At 54.9% G+C, this 15,788-nt stretch carries 14 protein-coding genes; 9 read left to right on the top strand and 5 right to left on the bottom strand.

Going from position 1 to position 15,788, the window contains the following annotated elements:
* Window positions 1-127: 127 nt before the first annotated feature.
* From MRY16398_RS26570 to MRY16398_RS26595, 6 genes are all read left to right on the top strand, one after another.
* Window positions 128-1,651 (top strand): sugar ABC transporter ATP-binding protein, encoded by a 1,524-nt coding sequence (locus MRY16398_RS26570; RefSeq protein WP_039077868.1) that lies wholly within the window; start codon window positions 128-130, stop codon window positions 1,649-1,651.
* Window positions 1,644-2,654: an ABC transporter permease subunit gene (locus tag MRY16398_RS26575; RefSeq protein WP_039077869.1), complete on the top strand. Its 1,011-nt coding sequence runs from the start codon at window positions 1,644-1,646 to the stop codon at window positions 2,652-2,654. The genes MRY16398_RS26570 and MRY16398_RS26575 overlap by 8 nt, the downstream gene beginning before the upstream one ends.
* A 39-nt stretch (window positions 2,655-2,693) precedes the next feature.
* Window positions 2,694-3,635 carry an ABC transporter substrate-binding protein gene (locus MRY16398_RS26580; RefSeq protein ID WP_039077870.1) on the top strand — a complete coding sequence of 314 codons (942 nt, stop codon included), beginning with the start codon at window positions 2,694-2,696 and terminating at the stop codon, window positions 3,633-3,635.
* 128 nt (window positions 3,636-3,763) lie between these two features.
* Window positions 3,764-4,450, top strand: coding sequence for a D-lyxose/D-mannose isomerase (locus MRY16398_RS26585; RefSeq protein ID WP_039077871.1), 687 nt, complete (start codon window positions 3,764-3,766; stop codon window positions 4,448-4,450).
* A 10-nt stretch (window positions 4,451-4,460) separates the two neighbouring features.
* On the top strand, window positions 4,461-5,321 hold the full coding sequence (locus tag MRY16398_RS26590) for a ketose 1,6-bisphosphate aldolase (protein ID WP_039077872.1): 861 nt from the start codon (window positions 4,461-4,463) through the stop codon (window positions 5,319-5,321).
* Window positions 5,318-6,325 carry a carbohydrate kinase family protein gene (locus tag MRY16398_RS26595; RefSeq protein ID WP_125125498.1) on the top strand — a complete coding sequence of 336 codons (1,008 nt, stop codon included), beginning with the start codon at window positions 5,318-5,320 and terminating at the stop codon, window positions 6,323-6,325. The genes MRY16398_RS26590 and MRY16398_RS26595 overlap by 4 nt, the downstream gene beginning before the upstream one ends.
* Window positions 6,326-6,330: 5 nt before the next feature.
* On the opposite strand, the gene MRY16398_RS26600 is transcribed toward MRY16398_RS26595, so the two are convergent.
* On the bottom strand, window positions 6,331-7,062 hold the full coding sequence (locus MRY16398_RS26600) for a response regulator transcription factor (RefSeq protein WP_110295200.1): 732 nt from the start codon (window positions 7,060-7,062) through the stop codon (window positions 6,331-6,333).
* A 269-nt stretch (window positions 7,063-7,331) separates the two neighbouring features.
* Between MRY16398_RS26600 and fdhF the strand changes: the two genes are divergently transcribed.
* Window positions 7,332-9,479, top strand: coding sequence for a formate dehydrogenase subunit alpha (gene fdhF / locus MRY16398_RS26605; protein ID WP_125125499.1), 2,148 nt, complete (start codon window positions 7,332-7,334; stop codon window positions 9,477-9,479).
* 76 nt (window positions 9,480-9,555) lie between these two features.
* Here the strand turns inward: fdhF and MRY16398_RS26610 are convergent, their stop codons facing one another.
* The 3 genes from MRY16398_RS26610 to MRY16398_RS26620 form a co-directional block, all read right to left on the bottom strand.
* The gene (locus MRY16398_RS26610; protein WP_079497659.1) at window positions 9,556-10,053 is read right to left on the bottom strand and encodes a hypothetical protein; all 498 of its coding nucleotides are present in this window, start codon (window positions 10,051-10,053) and stop codon (window positions 9,556-9,558) included.
* Entirely contained in the window at window positions 10,053-10,529 is a 477-nt protein-coding gene (locus MRY16398_RS26615; RefSeq protein WP_039077878.1) for a hypothetical protein, read from the bottom strand. The genes MRY16398_RS26610 and MRY16398_RS26615 overlap by 1 nt, the downstream gene beginning before the upstream one ends.
* 159 nt (window positions 10,530-10,688) lie before the next feature.
* The gene (locus tag MRY16398_RS26620) at window positions 10,689-11,075 is read right to left on the bottom strand and encodes a VOC family protein (RefSeq protein WP_071194341.1); all 387 of its coding nucleotides are present in this window, start codon (window positions 11,073-11,075) and stop codon (window positions 10,689-10,691) included.
* Between the two features lie 105 nt (window positions 11,076-11,180).
* Between MRY16398_RS26620 and MRY16398_RS26625 the strand changes: the two genes are divergently transcribed.
* On the top strand, window positions 11,181-11,951 hold the full coding sequence (locus MRY16398_RS26625) for a DeoR/GlpR family DNA-binding transcription regulator (RefSeq protein WP_125125500.1): 771 nt from the start codon (window positions 11,181-11,183) through the stop codon (window positions 11,949-11,951).
* Between the two features lie 41 nt (window positions 11,952-11,992).
* On the opposite strand, the gene gltP is transcribed toward MRY16398_RS26625, so the two are convergent.
* Window positions 11,993-13,306 carry a glutamate/aspartate:proton symporter GltP gene (gene gltP / locus MRY16398_RS26630; protein ID WP_039077881.1) on the bottom strand — a complete coding sequence of 438 codons (1,314 nt, stop codon included), beginning with the start codon at window positions 13,304-13,306 and terminating at the stop codon, window positions 11,993-11,995.
* Between the two features lie 413 nt (window positions 13,307-13,719).
* Here gltP and acs point away from each other — a divergent pair, with 413 nt between their 5' ends.
* Entirely contained in the window at window positions 13,720-15,678 is a 1,959-nt protein-coding gene (acs, locus tag MRY16398_RS26640) for an acetate--CoA ligase (protein ID WP_125125501.1), read from the top strand.
* Window positions 15,679-15,788: the final 110 nt, after the last annotated feature.

A 15,788-nucleotide genomic window follows, 5' to 3' on the forward strand; every position in this document is an offset into this window, starting at 1 on the left:
TTATGTTGCGTAACTGTGATCTTCGTTAACTATTCAGCAATATGACAAATATGAACGCCCAATGTCATTCTGCATTTATTTCATCGTGGTGGACTGCAAGTATTGATAACCCTTGCAGGAGTAAGCCATGAGCAAGACGCCGGTTCTGGAGATGCGCAATATTGCCAAAGTGTTTGGCAAGTTTTACGCGCTCAAAGGCGTGGATCTGACGGTATATCCTGGCGAAATCCACGCACTGATGGGGGAAAACGGCGCGGGTAAAAGCACCCTGATGAAGATCCTCGCGGGGGCATACACCGCCACCAGCGGCGAGATATTAATTGACGGACAGTCATTTAATATCAAAGGGCCAAAAGACGCGCTGGCGGCTGGCATCACGCTGATCTATCAGGAGATGCAGTTAGCCCCCAATCTGACCGTCGCCGAAAATATCTTTCTGGGCAGTGAGATTTCCCGCGGTGGGCTAATTCAGCGCCGGGACATGGTCGCTCAGGCGCAAAGCGTGATTGACCGCCTCGGCGCTCAGTTCAAAGCCAGTGACCTGGTGATGAAACTGACCATCGCCGAACAACAACAGGTCGAAATCGCCCGCGCCCTGCATCGTAACAGCCGTATTCTGGTGATGGATGAACCCACCGCCGCCCTCTCCTCTCGTGAAACACACCGCCTGTTTGAACTGATCATGCGTCTGCGCGACGAAGGGATGGCAATCATCTATATCAGCCACCGCATGGCAGAAGTGTATGAGCTTTCCGACCGGGTTAGCGTCCTGCGTGATGGTCAGTATGTGGGCAGCCTGACCCGCGACAAACTCAACGCCTCAGAACTGGTACGTATGATGGTGGGCCGCCCGCTCAGCGATCTCTTCAATAAAGAACGCGATATTCCACGGGGCGATGTTCGTCTGAACATTCATCACCTCACCGACGGCAAAAAAATCCAGCCGGTCAGCCTGCAGGTACGCGCCGGAGAGATCGTCGGCCTTGCCGGCCTGGTGGGCGCAGGTCGTTCAGAGCTCGCACAACTGATTTTTGGCGTGCGTAAAGCTACCGGCGGGGTGATTGAAATCGATGGCGAACCGGTGGTTATCCACTCTCCGCGAGCCGCCATTGATTTAGGCATCGGCTTCCTCACCGAAAACCGCAAAGAACAAGGGTTGTTTCTGGAGCTGGCCGCGCAGGAAAATATCACGATGGCGACCATCGAGCGCGATGCCAGTTACGGCCTGCTCGACCGCAAGAAAGCGCAATCCATCTCCGATGACGCCATCAAGTTACTCAATATCCGCGTGCCCCACTCTCAGGTGCGGGCGGGTGGTCTTTCCGGCGGCAATCAGCAAAAACTGCTGATCTCCCGCTGGGTCGCCATCGGGCCGCGCATCCTGATTCTCGATGAGCCCACACGCGGCGTCGATGTCGGGGCCAAGAGCGAAATCTATCGCATCATGAGCCAGATGGCGCGCAAAGGGGTGGCCATTCTGATGATTTCCAGCGAGTTACCGGAGGTGGTCGGTATGAGCGACCGCGTATATGTGATGCATGAAGGCAGTATCGCCGGTGAACTGGAAGGCGAACGTATTACCCAGGAAAACATTATGACGCTGGCGACCGGCGTGAACGAATCCCATCATCAGGCGGTGCACCATGACTGAATCGAAAGAGACCTCTGCCACCACGCCACAACAGGTGGCGAAATCGGCCTCGGCGAAAAAAATGCTGATGGGCGATCTGATGCAAACGGTCGGCATCTTGCCAATCTTGATCCTGATCGTCGCAGTATTTGGCTTTATCGCACCGAACTTTTTTACGGAAAGCAACCTGCTGAATATCACTCGCCAGGCATCGATCAACATCGTGCTGGCGGCGGGGATGACCTTTATCATTTTGACCGGCGGTATTGACCTGTCAGTAGGATCCATCCTCGGCACCACGGCGGTGGCGGCGATGGTGGTGTCGCTGATCCCGGAACTGGCTTTCCTTTCCGTACCCGCCGCGCTGATGCTCGGTCTGGTGCTGGGGTTGTTTAACGGCGTACTGGTCGCGTTCGCCGGGCTTCCCCCCTTTATCGTTACGCTTGGCACCTATACGGCGCTGCGCGGCGCGGCTTATCTGCTGGCGGACGGCACCACGGTCATCAACTCCAGTATCGGGTTTGAGTGGATCGGCAATAACTATCTCGGGCCGATCCCCTGGCTGGTGGTGATTGCGCTGGCGGTGATTGTGGTCTGCTGGTTCATCCTGCGTCGTACCACCCTGGGTGTGCACATTTATGCCGTCGGCGGCAACATGCAGGCGGCGCGTCTTACCGGTATCAAAGTGTGGCTGGTACTGCTGTTTGTCTACGGCATGAGCGGCCTGCTGTCTGGCCTTGGCGGGGTGATGAGCGCGTCTCGTCTGTACAGCGCCAACGGTAACCTTGGTATGGGCTACGAGCTTGACGCCATCGCGGCGGTCATCCTCGGCGGCACCAGTTTCGTCGGCGGCATCGGCACCATCACCGGTACGCTGGTCGGGGCGCTGATTATCGCCACCCTGAACAATGGCATGACATTGATGGGCGTTTCTTACTTCTGGCAACTGGTGATCAAAGGGGCGGTGATCATCATTGCAGTGCTGATAGACAAATACCGTACCCGACATCATCAAAGTGCATAACAACAAGATTTCCCTGAAAACCCTACGTGAGGAAAGAATATGCGTTTGAAGCCGTTAGTCACCGCGCTCTGTGCTGGCGCACTGCTTGCCGCAGCGCCATTTGCGCAGGCCAAAGAACTGAAATCGATCGGGGTAACGGTAGGCGACCTTGCCAACCCGTTCTTCGTGCAAATCACCAAAGGGGCGGAGCTGGAAGCGCGTAAACTGGCGGGCGATAAGGTGAAAGTAACGCTGGTTTCCAGCGGCTACGACCTTGGCCAACAGGTGGCGCAAATCGATAACTTTATCGCCGCCAAAGTGGACATGATTATCCTCAACGCCGCGGATTCGAAAGGTATTGGGCCTGCGGTTAAACGCGCGAAAGATGCCGGTATCGTCGTGGTCGCCGTTGACGTTGCGGCGGAAGGGGCAGATGCCACCATTACCTCGGATAACACCCAGGCCGGAGAGATGGCCTGTAAGTACATTACCGACCGTCTGAAAGGCAAAGGTAATGTGGTCATCATCAACGGACCGCCGGTCTCTGCGGTACAGAACCGTGTGGAAGGCTGCCAGACCGAATTCAAGCGCCACCCGGATATCAAAGTGCTGTCGTCTAACCAGAACGCCAAAGGCAGCCGCGAAGGGGGTCTGGAAGTGATGACCTCGCTGCTGGCCGCGAATCCGAAGATCGACGGTGTGTTTGCGATTAACGACCCAACGGCGATCGGCGCCGATCTGGCTGCTAAACAGGCACAACGTAACGAGTTCTTTATCGTTGGCGTGGACGGCAGCCCGGACGGTGAAGAGGCGCTGAAACGCGAGAACTCGCTGTTTGTCGCGACCCCGGCGCAAGATCCCCAGGTAATGGCGGCCAAAGCGGTGGAAATCGGCTATGACATTCTGCAGGGGAAACCCGCGCCGAAAGAGCCTGTGCTGATCCCGGTGACGATGATCGACAAGAAAAACGTCAGTACCTATAAGGGCTGGACGGTTAAGTAAGTGCGGTTTTTTCCCCTCACCCTAACCCTCTCCCCACAGGGGCGAGGGGATGGTTTGCTCCCTCTCCCCTGTGGGGAGAGGGCAGGGGTGAGGGGCACAACGCGCTCAAATGCCATCAGGAGATAGTCATGAAACGCTCCGAAATCAATGAAATCCTCGGCCATACCCGACAATTCTTTTCCATGCACGACGTCCACTTGCCGCCCTTCGCCAGTTTTCCCCCAACCAAATGGCATCAGCTTGATCACGATAGCTGGCGCGAAGTCTTCGACTTAAAGCTGGGTTGGGATGTCACCGCTTTCGGCGGTGATAATTTTTACACCCAGGGGCTCACTCTTTTCACCCTGCGCAATGGTTCGCCAAATGGCACCCCTTACGCCAAATGCTATGCGGAAAAAATCATGCACGTGCGCGACGGGCAGGTCACACCCATGCATTTTCACTGGCGCAAACGCGAAGACATTATTAACCGTGGCGGCGGCAATCTGATTATCGAGCTGTGGAACGCCGGCGCGCATGAAGAGACGACGTATACCGACGTGAGCGTGGTTATCGACGGTTGTCTCCAGACACATTCAGCGGGCAGCCAGTTACGCCTCTCACCAGGGGAAAGCATTTGCCTGCCGCCCGGTCTGTACCACAGCTTTTGGGGCGAATCCGGTTTCGGCGATGTGCTGGTCGGCGAAGTGTCGTCGGTCAACGATGACGAACATGACAACCACTTCCTGCACCCGGTAGATCGCTTTAACGACATTCTGGAAGACGAACCCGCGCAGCTAGTGCTGTGTAACGAATATGGTCTGTTTCTGAGCTAAGGAGAATACGATGGCTTTGATTTCGCTTGCCCAGGGTTTGGCGCACGCCCGTGAACATCACTACGCGCTGGGCGCGTTCAACGTGCTCGACTCCCACTTTTTACGCGCGCTGTATGCTGCGGCGAGACAGGAGCGCTCGCCTTTCATCATCAATATCGCCGAGGTGCACTTCAAATATGTCTCCCTCGAATCACTGGTGGAAGCGGTGAAATACGAAGCCGCCCACCATGACATTCCGGTGGTGCTTAACCTCGATCACGGCCTGCATTTTGAATCCGTGGTGCGCGCCTTAAGGCTGGGCTTTACCTCGGTGATGTTTGATGGCTCTACGCTGGAATATGAAGAGAATATTCGCCAGACGCGGGAAGTAGTGAAGATGTGCCATGCGGTGGGCGTCTCGGTGGAGGCTGAACTCGGGGCCGTTGGCGGCGATGAAGGTGGCGCATTGTATGGTCATGCGGATGAAGCCTGGTTTACCGATCCCGCCAAAGCGCGTGATTTTGTCGACCGTACCGGTATCGACACCCTCGCCGTCGCCATTGGTAACGCCCATGGTAAATACAAAGGGGAACCGAAGCTCGACTTTGCTCGCCTGGAGGCGATTCGCCAGCAAACCGGCCTGCCGCTGGTGCTCCACGGTGGTTCCGGCATCAGTGACGCGGATTTCCGGCGCGCTATCGGGCTTGGCATCCATAAAATCAATTTCTATACCGGGATGTCGCAAGCGGCGCTGGACACCATTGAAGCACGCATGGCCAACCGCCAGCCTCTCTACGACGAATTCGCCCAGCTCTTGCTGAGCGTGGAAGAGGCCATCACCGACACCGTTGCCGGGCAGATGCGCGTCTTTGGCAGCGCGGGGCAACTCTGATGGAAAGAAAAGGAATTATCGCCGCCGGAAACATGCTGGTCGATCATGTGCACCAGATTGTGCAATGGCCGGAGCGTGGCTGGTTAGCGGAGATCACGCAAAGCGAGCGTTCTACCGGTGGAGCGCCGCTCAATGTCCTGCTGACGCTGGCCAAAATGCGCACGGGCATGCCGCTTCAGGCGGTGGGGCTGGTCGGTGAAGACAGCGACGGGGATTACATTATGGCGATGCTCGACCAGTATCATGTCAATCGCCAGCATGTGCAGCGCACCAATTCTGCCCCGACTTCCATGTCGCAGGTCATGACCGATCCAACTGGCCAACGCACCTTCTTCCACTCCCCCGGCGCCAACCGTCTTCTGGATCTCCCGGCATTCAACAGCCTGGACCAGACCATGAAAATCTTCCATCTCGGCTATTTGTTGCTGCTCGACAGCCTTGACCTGCCGGATGAGGAGTTTGGTACCCGCAGCGCCCGCCTGCTGGCACAGATGCGCGAGCAGGGTTACGAAACGTCGCTCGATCTGGTCTCCCGCAAGGGCGATCCGCGTTATCAGCCGCTGGTGATGCCCTGCCTGCCGTATCTGGATTATCTGGTCATCAACGAGATGGAAGCGGGAGAATTTAGCGGGCTGGAGATGCGCCTGCCTGACGATTCGCCGCATATCGCCAACATCGCCACGGCCGCCTCGCAGTTGCTCGCCGCCGGGGTACGCCAGCGCGTGGTGATCCACTGCCCGGAGGGCGCATGGGGCGAGGAACCAGGCCGCGATGGCCAGTGGATAGCCACCCAGATGCTCACGCAAGAGGAGATCATCGGTAGCGTCGGTGCGGGAGATGCGTTTTGCGCCGGGCTGCTCTACGGCTGCCACGAACACTGGCCGCTGGCACAAAGCATTCAACTGGCCCACGCCTGCGCCCGGGCAAGCCTGCTTTGCGCGAACGCCATCGACGGGGCGAAATCGCTGGAAGAATTAAAACAAGAGATCGACGGCGCGCCGTAGCGCCGCTACGCCGCCTGTTCGCTGTGTACGACATCCGCCGCAAAAACATAGCCCAGCCCGCGTATTGTTTTGATTAACGCGGGTTGATGCGGGTTGATCTCAATTTTGCGGCGCAGGCGCATGATCAATACATCGATAGTGCGGTCAAAAACCTCAATGCTTTCACTGTGGGTCAATTCCAGCAGTTGCTCACGGCTGAGTACACGACGCGCGTTTTGTACCAGCGCCAGCAGCAGGCTGTACTCCCCCTGGGTTAAATCGACGGTTTGCCGACGGGGGTCGCTAAGCTGGCAGCGTGCGGGATCAAGATGCCAGCCATTAAAGGCATACCCGGCCATTTTCATCGTCTGCACATCCGCCGCCAGCGCGCCCGTGCGGCGCATCACCGCCTTCACGCGCGCCACCAGCACCCGTGGGGTAAAGGGTTTGCCAATATAGTCATCAGCCCCCATTTCCAGCCCCACTACCACATCCGATTCACTGCCCAGCCCCGTGAGCATAATCACCGGCAGCTCAGGGCGTTGTTTCTGCAGTTGGGTAAGCACCATCAGGCCGTTGATGTCCGGCAGGACCATATCGAGCAACACCAGCGCAATTTCAGGATGCCGTGCTGCCGCGGCAATCGCATCCAGCCCGTTATGACACACGTGTACCGTAAAGACGTGTTCGCTCAACACATCCCTGAGCAGTTCGCAGACCGCCACATCGTCATCCACTACCAGAATCGCAGGTTTCATTGTCCGCATCCGTCAGGAAAAGTGATTCGTTGCTTTATTTTATTTGGCGGAACCATAAAGGCGGTGAATTAATGCTGTTTTTATAATCGCGGTCACATCCCCTCGCCTTCGTCACGTCAAATTTGACGATGGCCTGCCCTTCGTCAGTATTTTGACCAAAATTCGGACGTAAAATCAGGCAATACCCACAAAAGAAGCATGGCATAGAAGATGCATAATGGGTCGAGTGAGCGCGCAAAGCGCGATCTTTCTTAACTGGAGCGATAGCGATGAAAAAAGTCGTCACGGTTTGTCCGTATTGCGCCTCAGGTTGCAAGATTAACCTGGTGGTGGATAACGGAAAAATCGTTCGGGCGGAGGCTGCGCAAGGAAAGACCAACCAGGGTACCCTGTGTCTGAAAGGCTACTATGGCTGGGATTTTATTAATGATACACAGATCCTTACGCCTCGTCTGAAAACCCCAATGATCCGTCGCCAGCGTGGCGGCAAACTGGAAGCCGTCTCCTGGGATGAAGCCCTGGATTACGTTGCCACTCGCCTGAGCGCCATTAAAGAGAAGTATGGCCCGGATGCGATTCAGACAACCGGCTCGTCCCGCGGTACGGGGAACGAAACCAACTACATAATGCAAAAATTTGCGCGCGCCGTTATTGGTACCAATAACGTGGACTGCTGCGCACGCGTCTGACACGGCCCATCGGTTGCAGGTCTGCACCAGTCGGTCGGCAATGGCGCAATGAGTAATGCCATTAACGAAATCGATAACACGGATCTCGTGTTTATCTTTGGCTATAACCCGGCGGATTCACACCCTATCGTCGCTAACCACGTGATTCGGGCGAAACAAAACGGGGCAAAAATCATCGTCTGCGATCCGCGCAAAATCGAAACCGCGCGTATTGCTGATATGCACGTTGCGTTGAAAAACGGCTCGAACATCGCGCTGTTAAACGCACTCGGGCATGTGATTATTGAAGAAAACCTGTACGACCAGGCGTTCGTGGCCTCGCGTACCCAGGGTTTTGAAGAGTACAAAAAAATCGTCGAAGGCTATACGCCGGAGTCGGTGGAAGAGATCACGGGCGTGTGCGCTGCGGATATCCGTAAAGCCGCCCGCATGTATGCCGGTGCGAAAAACGCCACCATCCTGTGGGGCATGGGCGTAACCCAGTTCTATCAGGGCGTAGAGACGGTACGTTCACTGACCAGTCTCGCCATGCTGACGGGCAACCTGGGTAAACCGCATGTTGGGGTGAACCCGGTACGTGGGCAGAACAACGTCCAGGGCGCCTGCGATATGGGTGCGCTGCCGGATACCTTCCCGGGCTACCAGTTCGTCAAAGAACAGGCTCACCGCGATAAATTCGCGAAAGCCTGGGGTGTGGCCGAGCTGCCCGCGCATACCGGTTATCGCATCAGCGAACTGCCGCACCGCGCGGCACATGGCGAAGTGCGCGCCACGTACATCATGGGGGAAGATCCGCTGCAGACCGATGCAGAACTCTCCGCCGTGCGTAAAGCGTTTGAGGATCTGGAACTGGTCATCGTGCAGGATATCTTTATGACCAAAACCGCGTCGGCGGCGGACGTCATATTGCCATCCACCTCCTGGGGTGAGCATGAAGGTGTGTTCACGGCGGCTGACCGTGGCTTCCAGCGCTTCTTTAAAGCGGTAGAACCGAAGTGGGATCTGAAAACGGACTGGCAGATTATCAGTGAGATTGCCACCCGTATGGGTTACCCGATGCATTACAACAACACGCAGGAAATCTGGGACGAATTGCGTCATCTCTGCCCGGATTTCTACGGCGCCACCTACGAGAAAATGGGTGAGCTGGGCTACATTCAGTGGCCGTGTCGCGATACATCGGATGCCGACCAGGGGACGTCTTATCTCTTCAAAGAGAAGTTCGACACCGATACCGGGCTGGCGAAGTTCTTCACCTGCGACTGGGTCGCGCCAATCGACAAACTCAACGACGAGTTCCCGATGGTGCTCTCTACCGTGCGTGAAGTGGGCCACTACTCTTGCCGTTCGATGACCGGCAACTGTGCGGCGCTGTCGGCACTGGCAGATGAACCCGGCTACGCGCAAATCAACACCGCCGATGCCGCGCGCCTCGGTATTGAAGATGAAGCGCTGGTGTGGGTGAACTCGCGTAAAGGCCGGATTATCACTCGTGCGCAGGTCAGTGAACGCCCGAATAAAGGCGCGGTGTACATGACCTACCAGTGGTGGATTGGTGCCTGTAACGAGCTGGTGACGGAGAACCTGAGTCCGATTACCAAAACGCCAGAGTACAAGTACTGCGCGGTGAATGTGGAACGTATTCCCGACCAGCGTGCTGCCGAGCAGTATGTGATCGACGAGTACAACAAACTGAAATCGCGTCTGCGCGAAAGCGCACTGGGCTAATAGCGGCGTAAAAAAAACGGGGTGTGATTATCGCACCCCGTTTTATTTTGTTATTTATGACATAACCATTAAATGATTATGGTTTTAAATTAAGCAGCCTTGAAATAACAGGCAAAATATTCTCTTCAAACGCAGTGCGTTCAGGCTCGCGTTTTTCACTTAAAAAATCGTCAGAAATGGCAATATTACCGCCGCCGTGTTCGCTCTTACGGCTCAGGGCATAATGAAATGTCCGCATTTCGCCGACGCGTGAAATGGAGTAGACCTCATTAAAACGGCTGAGATCTTTTTCCGGCAGAAAGGGAGCTTTCTTCGTTATCCGCCCGGTGGCGACATCAAAAATAAGCACTTCCGCATTCTTTAGGGTGTAGATAAGCCCGTACCCCGTCAGAACGGCGCCGAAAAGCAGAAACACGATGACGGATTGCAGTGTCCTGTCGTTCATTTGCGTCCAAATAAACGTGCCGACCAGCAGGGCAATACCGGCCGCGACAAATACCAGTGCGCTACCGACCTTCCACGGACGATAGACCAGGCGCCGGTCGGTCAACTCTACCAGCAAAGGGGCTGGCATCAGGCATCTCCTCGCGGGCTGATACCCAGAAAGGCTTCCGTCTCTTCCATCATAGCCTGCGGCGCTTTCTGACCGGGGCCAAACTGCCTTATCGGCATTTTCGAGGTTTTACCGTCAACGTTAAAGACCACATTGACAATACTATTACGAATAAGGCCAAAAAAGCGGTACTGGCGAATCAACTCAAGCCCGGCGAAATTATCCAAAGACTGGTTGTATGTCGTTTTACCGCCGCCGTTCTGGATATAAAAAATGCGTTTATCTAAATCAAATACCATCTTGATGCGCAGCGTCGCCAGCATCACGCCGGCAATGGCAAATAAAACGAGTGCGACAATAATACCGCGCAGTGATGATTCATGTTTGAAATAGGCATAAACGCCCATCGCAGCAAACGCGATCGCCAGGGCTATTTTCAATCCCTTTTGATTTTTAACAATATAGCGATTGCCTTCATGTAGATAAAAGTCTGACATTCCTGAACTCTCCGTATCATCAGGGTAACGTTAAACGCGTACTAATATCCGCGACAGACGTATTATGGCTACAATTACTTAATCTGCTATAAAAAAATCGCCCCGCAATTTAGGAGGCGACAGTCGACGTACATATATTATATGGCCCGGTAAGGGAGATTACGCCGCAACCAGCTCAATGCGATTACCGTCCGGGTCGGCAATCACCGCTTCATAAAACCCATCGCCGGTCCATCTCGCCGGGCTTAGCAAACACCCGTTTGCCTGTGCTTTTTGCGCCATCGCGTCCACCTCATTGCTACCGCCAACGGTAATCGCGATATGCGCCCAGCCGACAAACTCCGGGTTAGCCGGTGCATCATCAAGCTCAGGCAAGGCCATCAGTTCAATGGTTGGCCCCTCGCTCAGGGAAATGAAGTGTGAGGCGAAGCCAGGACGGTTTTTACTGAGATAGCGTTCGTTGCTCTGCCCGCCGAACACTTCCTGCCAGAAAGCGACCTGCGCATCCAGGTTGCGCGTCCAGAGCGCGACGTGTGCAATTTTCATCTTTTATCTCCACAGTGGTTATACCCGGTAGCCGCATTGACAAGGCGGTTCATAATGCTGGATCATGCTCATTATTGCTCGATGACATTTCAATAAAGAGGCTTTATGCTCGATTATGCAGCTTTTCCGCAACAGCGACAAGCACGTATTCGCCAGCTTTTGCAGGAAAACGGACGCGTTGTCTGTGCAGAACTGGCCAGCCAGATGCAGGTATCTGAACATACTATTCGCAGGGATTTACAAGAGCTTAGTCATTCAGGCGTGTGCAAAAAGGTCTATGGTGGCGCGGTACTGCAGTTGCCGGAAGCCGGAAATTTTCACAGTCGCAAAGTGAAAAACAGTGCAGAAAAGGACAAGATCGCGCAGCAATGCGCAGCGCTGGTGAAGCCAGACACCTGTATTTTCATTGATGCCGGTACGACGAATCTGGCCATCGCCAGAGCCCTGCCTGCGAATATCCGCATCACAGCGGTGACGAACTCACCCGAAATCGCCGTCGAACTCATGAAACGCTCACACAGCGAAGTGATCCTTCTGGGCGGGCAGATTCATCAGGCCACGGGAGGCTGCGTTGGCAGTGGTGCTATTGCGCAGATTCAGGAGATGTTATTCGATCAGGTGTTTATTGGCGGTTGCGCTATGGACCCGGATGTTGGGCTAACAGGGTTTGATTTTGCCGACTGCGAATTTAAAAAAGCGGTGCTGAAACAGAGTAACCAGACGGTTGTTGCCCTGACGGCAGATAAACTGCCCGGCGTGGCACGCTATGTTGTGGCACGGCCTCAGGCGCTTGATGTGATAATCATTGAAGCAAATATCAGCGATGCACTGCGTACCGTATTAAAGGAACAACAGATTACCGTTATCACGGCCTGAAACAAGAAGCGCCGCCTCCCTGACGAAAGGCGGCGTGACGATTACAGATCGGCCGTCTTGTCGAACTTGCCGAGCATTTCACGCTCGTAAGCCGCGGCTTTTTTACGGTCAAACTTGTGTTCCCACTTGGCGATAACCAGTACCGCCAGCGCATTACCCACAACGTTCAGGGCGGTACGCGCCATATCAAGGATACGGTCAACACCGGCAATAAAGGCCAGGCCTTCCAGCGGAATGCCCACACTGCCCAGCGTTGCCAGCAACACCACGAATGAAACGCCCGGCACACCGGCAATACCTTTAGAGGTAACCATCAGCGTCAGCACCAGAATGATCTCCTGGCCCAGCGACAGGTCGATACCGTAAAGCTGTGCAATAAAGATGGCAGCAATACTCTGGTACAGCGTAGAACCGTCGAGGTTAAAGGAGTAACCGGTCGGTACCACGAAGCTGGTGATGGATGCTGGCGCGCCATAGGCTTCCATCTTCTCAATGATACGCGGCAGCACACTTTCAGAGCTTGCAGTGGAGTAGGCCAGGATCAGCTCATCTTTCAGAATGCGGATGAGCGTCCAGATACTGAGTTTGCACATCCGCGCCACCAGTCCCAGCACCACCAGCGCAAAGAACAGCACCGCAAAGTAAACCAGCACCACCAGTTTCGCCAGCGGCCACAGGGACGCAAAACCGAAGTTCGCGACCGTTACGGAGATCAGCGCAAATACGCCGACCGGCGCGTAACGCATCACCATATGGGTCACTTTGAACATGGTTTCAGAGATAGAACGGAACACCGTAACCAGCGGTTCGCGGTGCGTGGCAGGCAGTGAAGAGAGCCCCAGGCCAAACAGTACCGAGAAGAAAATAATCGGCAGCATTTCGCCCTTCGCCATCGAAGACACGATGTTGGTCGGCACCAGAGACAAAATCGTGTTCATCAAGCCATGCGCGTGGCTTTGCACTTCTGCCGTGGTGCTCTGATATTTCGAAATATCCACCGCCGCGAGTTGTGACATATCAATGCCCGACCCCGGCTGGAAGACATTCGCCAGCGTAATACCCAGCACAATGGCCACCGTGGTGATCACTTCGAAATAAATAATGGTCTTGGCGCCAATACGCCCCAATTGTTTCGCATCACCCACACCGGCAATACCCACCACCAGCGTGGAGATAACAATCGGCACAACAATCATTTTGATCAAATGAATAAAGATATCGCCTGCCGGAGACAGGAGATTCGCAATCAGCCATTCGCGGCTGTCGCTGTGATAATGCAAGTAACTGCCCAGAAGAATACCCAGCACCAGGGCCAGCAGAATCTGCCAGGCCAGGCTGACTTTCAAATTTTTCATAACTCGAGACATCCTCAATGAAGCGACCTTCCCGGTGGGGAACGACTCATACGGAAAGGGTATGGTTAGCGTCACACGCTCTTGCGGGGTTTTTTAACGCGCATTATCAGTACCATTTGCAGGGTGTAGGGCGCAACCCTTTACCAGAAGGGGTATTGACTGAATTTATGCATAAAAACGCTTTTTTATGCCATTTATCATACATAACCGTTTGTTATGAAAAAACTTTTTTTCAGCCATTTTTAGATAATTAATTCCGGCAATTATTTTCCTTCAAAGATTCATTTGTTCAGTTTTCATACTGTTCAGTCAATGCGTGATCTATAGCGCAAATAATAAACAAACCAGGCAAAGCCCCTATAATTAACGTTTATTTGACATATTATTAACATCCTACAAGGAGAGCAAAAGCCATGAGCCAAATCCATAAACACGATATTCCCGCAAATATTGCGGAACGTTGCCTGATCAATCCGGAGCAGTACGAGGCTAAATATCAGCAATCCATTACCGACCCTGACACCTTCTGGGGCGAGCAAGGCAAAATCCTTGACTGGATTAAACCCTATCAGAAAGTGAAAAACACTTCCTTCGCCCCGGGAAATGTCTCCATTAAATGGTACGAAGACGGCACGCTGAACCTTGCGGCCAACTGTCTTGACCGCCATCTTGCCGAACGTGGCGACCAAACCGCCATCATTTGGGAAGGCGACGACGCCAGCCAAAGTAAACATATTACCTATCGCCAGTTGCATACAGATGTCTGCCGTTTTGCCAATGTACTGACAGACCTGGGCATTAAAAAAGGCGACGTGGTGGCTATCTATATGCCCATGGTTCCGGAAGCCGCAGTCGCGATGCTGGCCTGTGCGCGTATCGGTGCCGTCCACTCGGTCATTTTCGGTGGCTTCTCGCCGGAAGCCGTTGCCGGACGTATTGTGGACTCCAGCTCCAGGCTGGTGATCACCGCCGATGAAGGCGTACGTGCCGGGCGTAATATCCCGTTGAAAAAGAACGTCGATGACGCGCTGAATAACCCGAATGTAAAAACCGTTGAGCATGTCGTGGTACTTAAACGTACCGGCGGCAACATCGACTGGCACGAAGGCCGCGACCTGTGGTGGGACGCCCTCACCGCCAATGCCAGCCCGCAACACCAGCCGGTTGAAGTCAATGCCGAAGACCCGCTGTTTATCCTCTATACCTCCGGTTCTACAGGCAAGCCTAAAGGCGTACTGCACACCACCGGCGGCTATCTGGTTTATGCAGCCACCACCTTTAAGTATGTCTTCGATTATCATGACGGCGATGTTTACTGGTGCACCGCCGATGTCGGCTGGGTCACCGGCCACAGCTACCTGCTGTACGGACCACTGGCCTGCGGCGCGATTACCCTGATGTTCGAAGGGGTGCCGAACTGGCCGACGCCAGCGCGTATGAGCCAGGTTGTGGACAAACACAAGGTCAATATTCTCTATACCGCGCCCACGGCTATCCGTGCGCTGATGGCGGAAGGTGACAAAGCGATTGACGGTACGGACCGCTCTTCGCTGCGCATTCTCGGTTCCGTCGGCGAGCCCATCAACCCGGAAGCCTGGGAGTGGTACTGGAAGAAAATCGGCAACGAAAAATGCCCGGTCATGGACACCTGGTGGCAGACCGAAACCGGGGGCTTTATGATCACCCCGCTACCGGGTGCGATACAGCTCAAAGCGGGTTCCGCGACCCGTCCGTTCTTTGGCGTGCAGCCTGCGCTGGTGGATAACGAAGGTCATCCACTGGAAGGAGCCACCGAGGGCAACCTGGTGATTACCGACTCCTGGCCGGGCCAGGCGCGTACCCTGTTTGGCGACCACGAGCGTTTTGAGCAGACCTACTTCTCAACCTTCAAGAACATGTACTTTAGTGGCGATGGCGCGCGCCGCGATGAAGATGGCTATTACTGGATAACCGGCCGCGTGGACGACGTGCTGAACGTTTCCGGCCACCGACTGGGGACCGCGGAGATTGAATCGGCGCTGGTCTCCCACCCAAAAATCGCCGAAGCCGCGGTGGTGGGCATTCCACACAATATTAAAGGCCAGGCCATCTACGCTTACGTCACCCTGAACCACGGTGAAGAGCCGACCCCCGCGCTCTATACCGAGGTGCGCAACTGGGTACGTAAAGAGATTGGCCCGCTGGCAACGCCGGATGTCCTGCACTGGACCGACTCTCTGCCCAAAACCCGTTCCGGCAAAATCATGCGCCGTATTCTGCGCAAAATTGCCGCCGGGGATACCAGCAATTTCGGCGATACCTCGACCCTCGCGGATCCGGGTGTCGTGGAGAAACTGCTCGAAGAGAAGCAGGCCATCACCATGCCATCGTAACCTCGCATTCCCCCTCTCCCCGTGGGAGAGGGTCGGGGTGAGGGCATCGCAAACCACCCCCTCACCCTAACCCTCTCCCTCAAGGGAGAGGGAATAACAACAAACCCTAC

The organism is Phytobacter sp. MRY16-398 (assembly GCF_003925915.1).
GTDB classification, from domain to species: domain Bacteria; phylum Pseudomonadota; class Gammaproteobacteria; order Enterobacterales; family Enterobacteriaceae; genus Phytobacter; species Phytobacter diazotrophicus.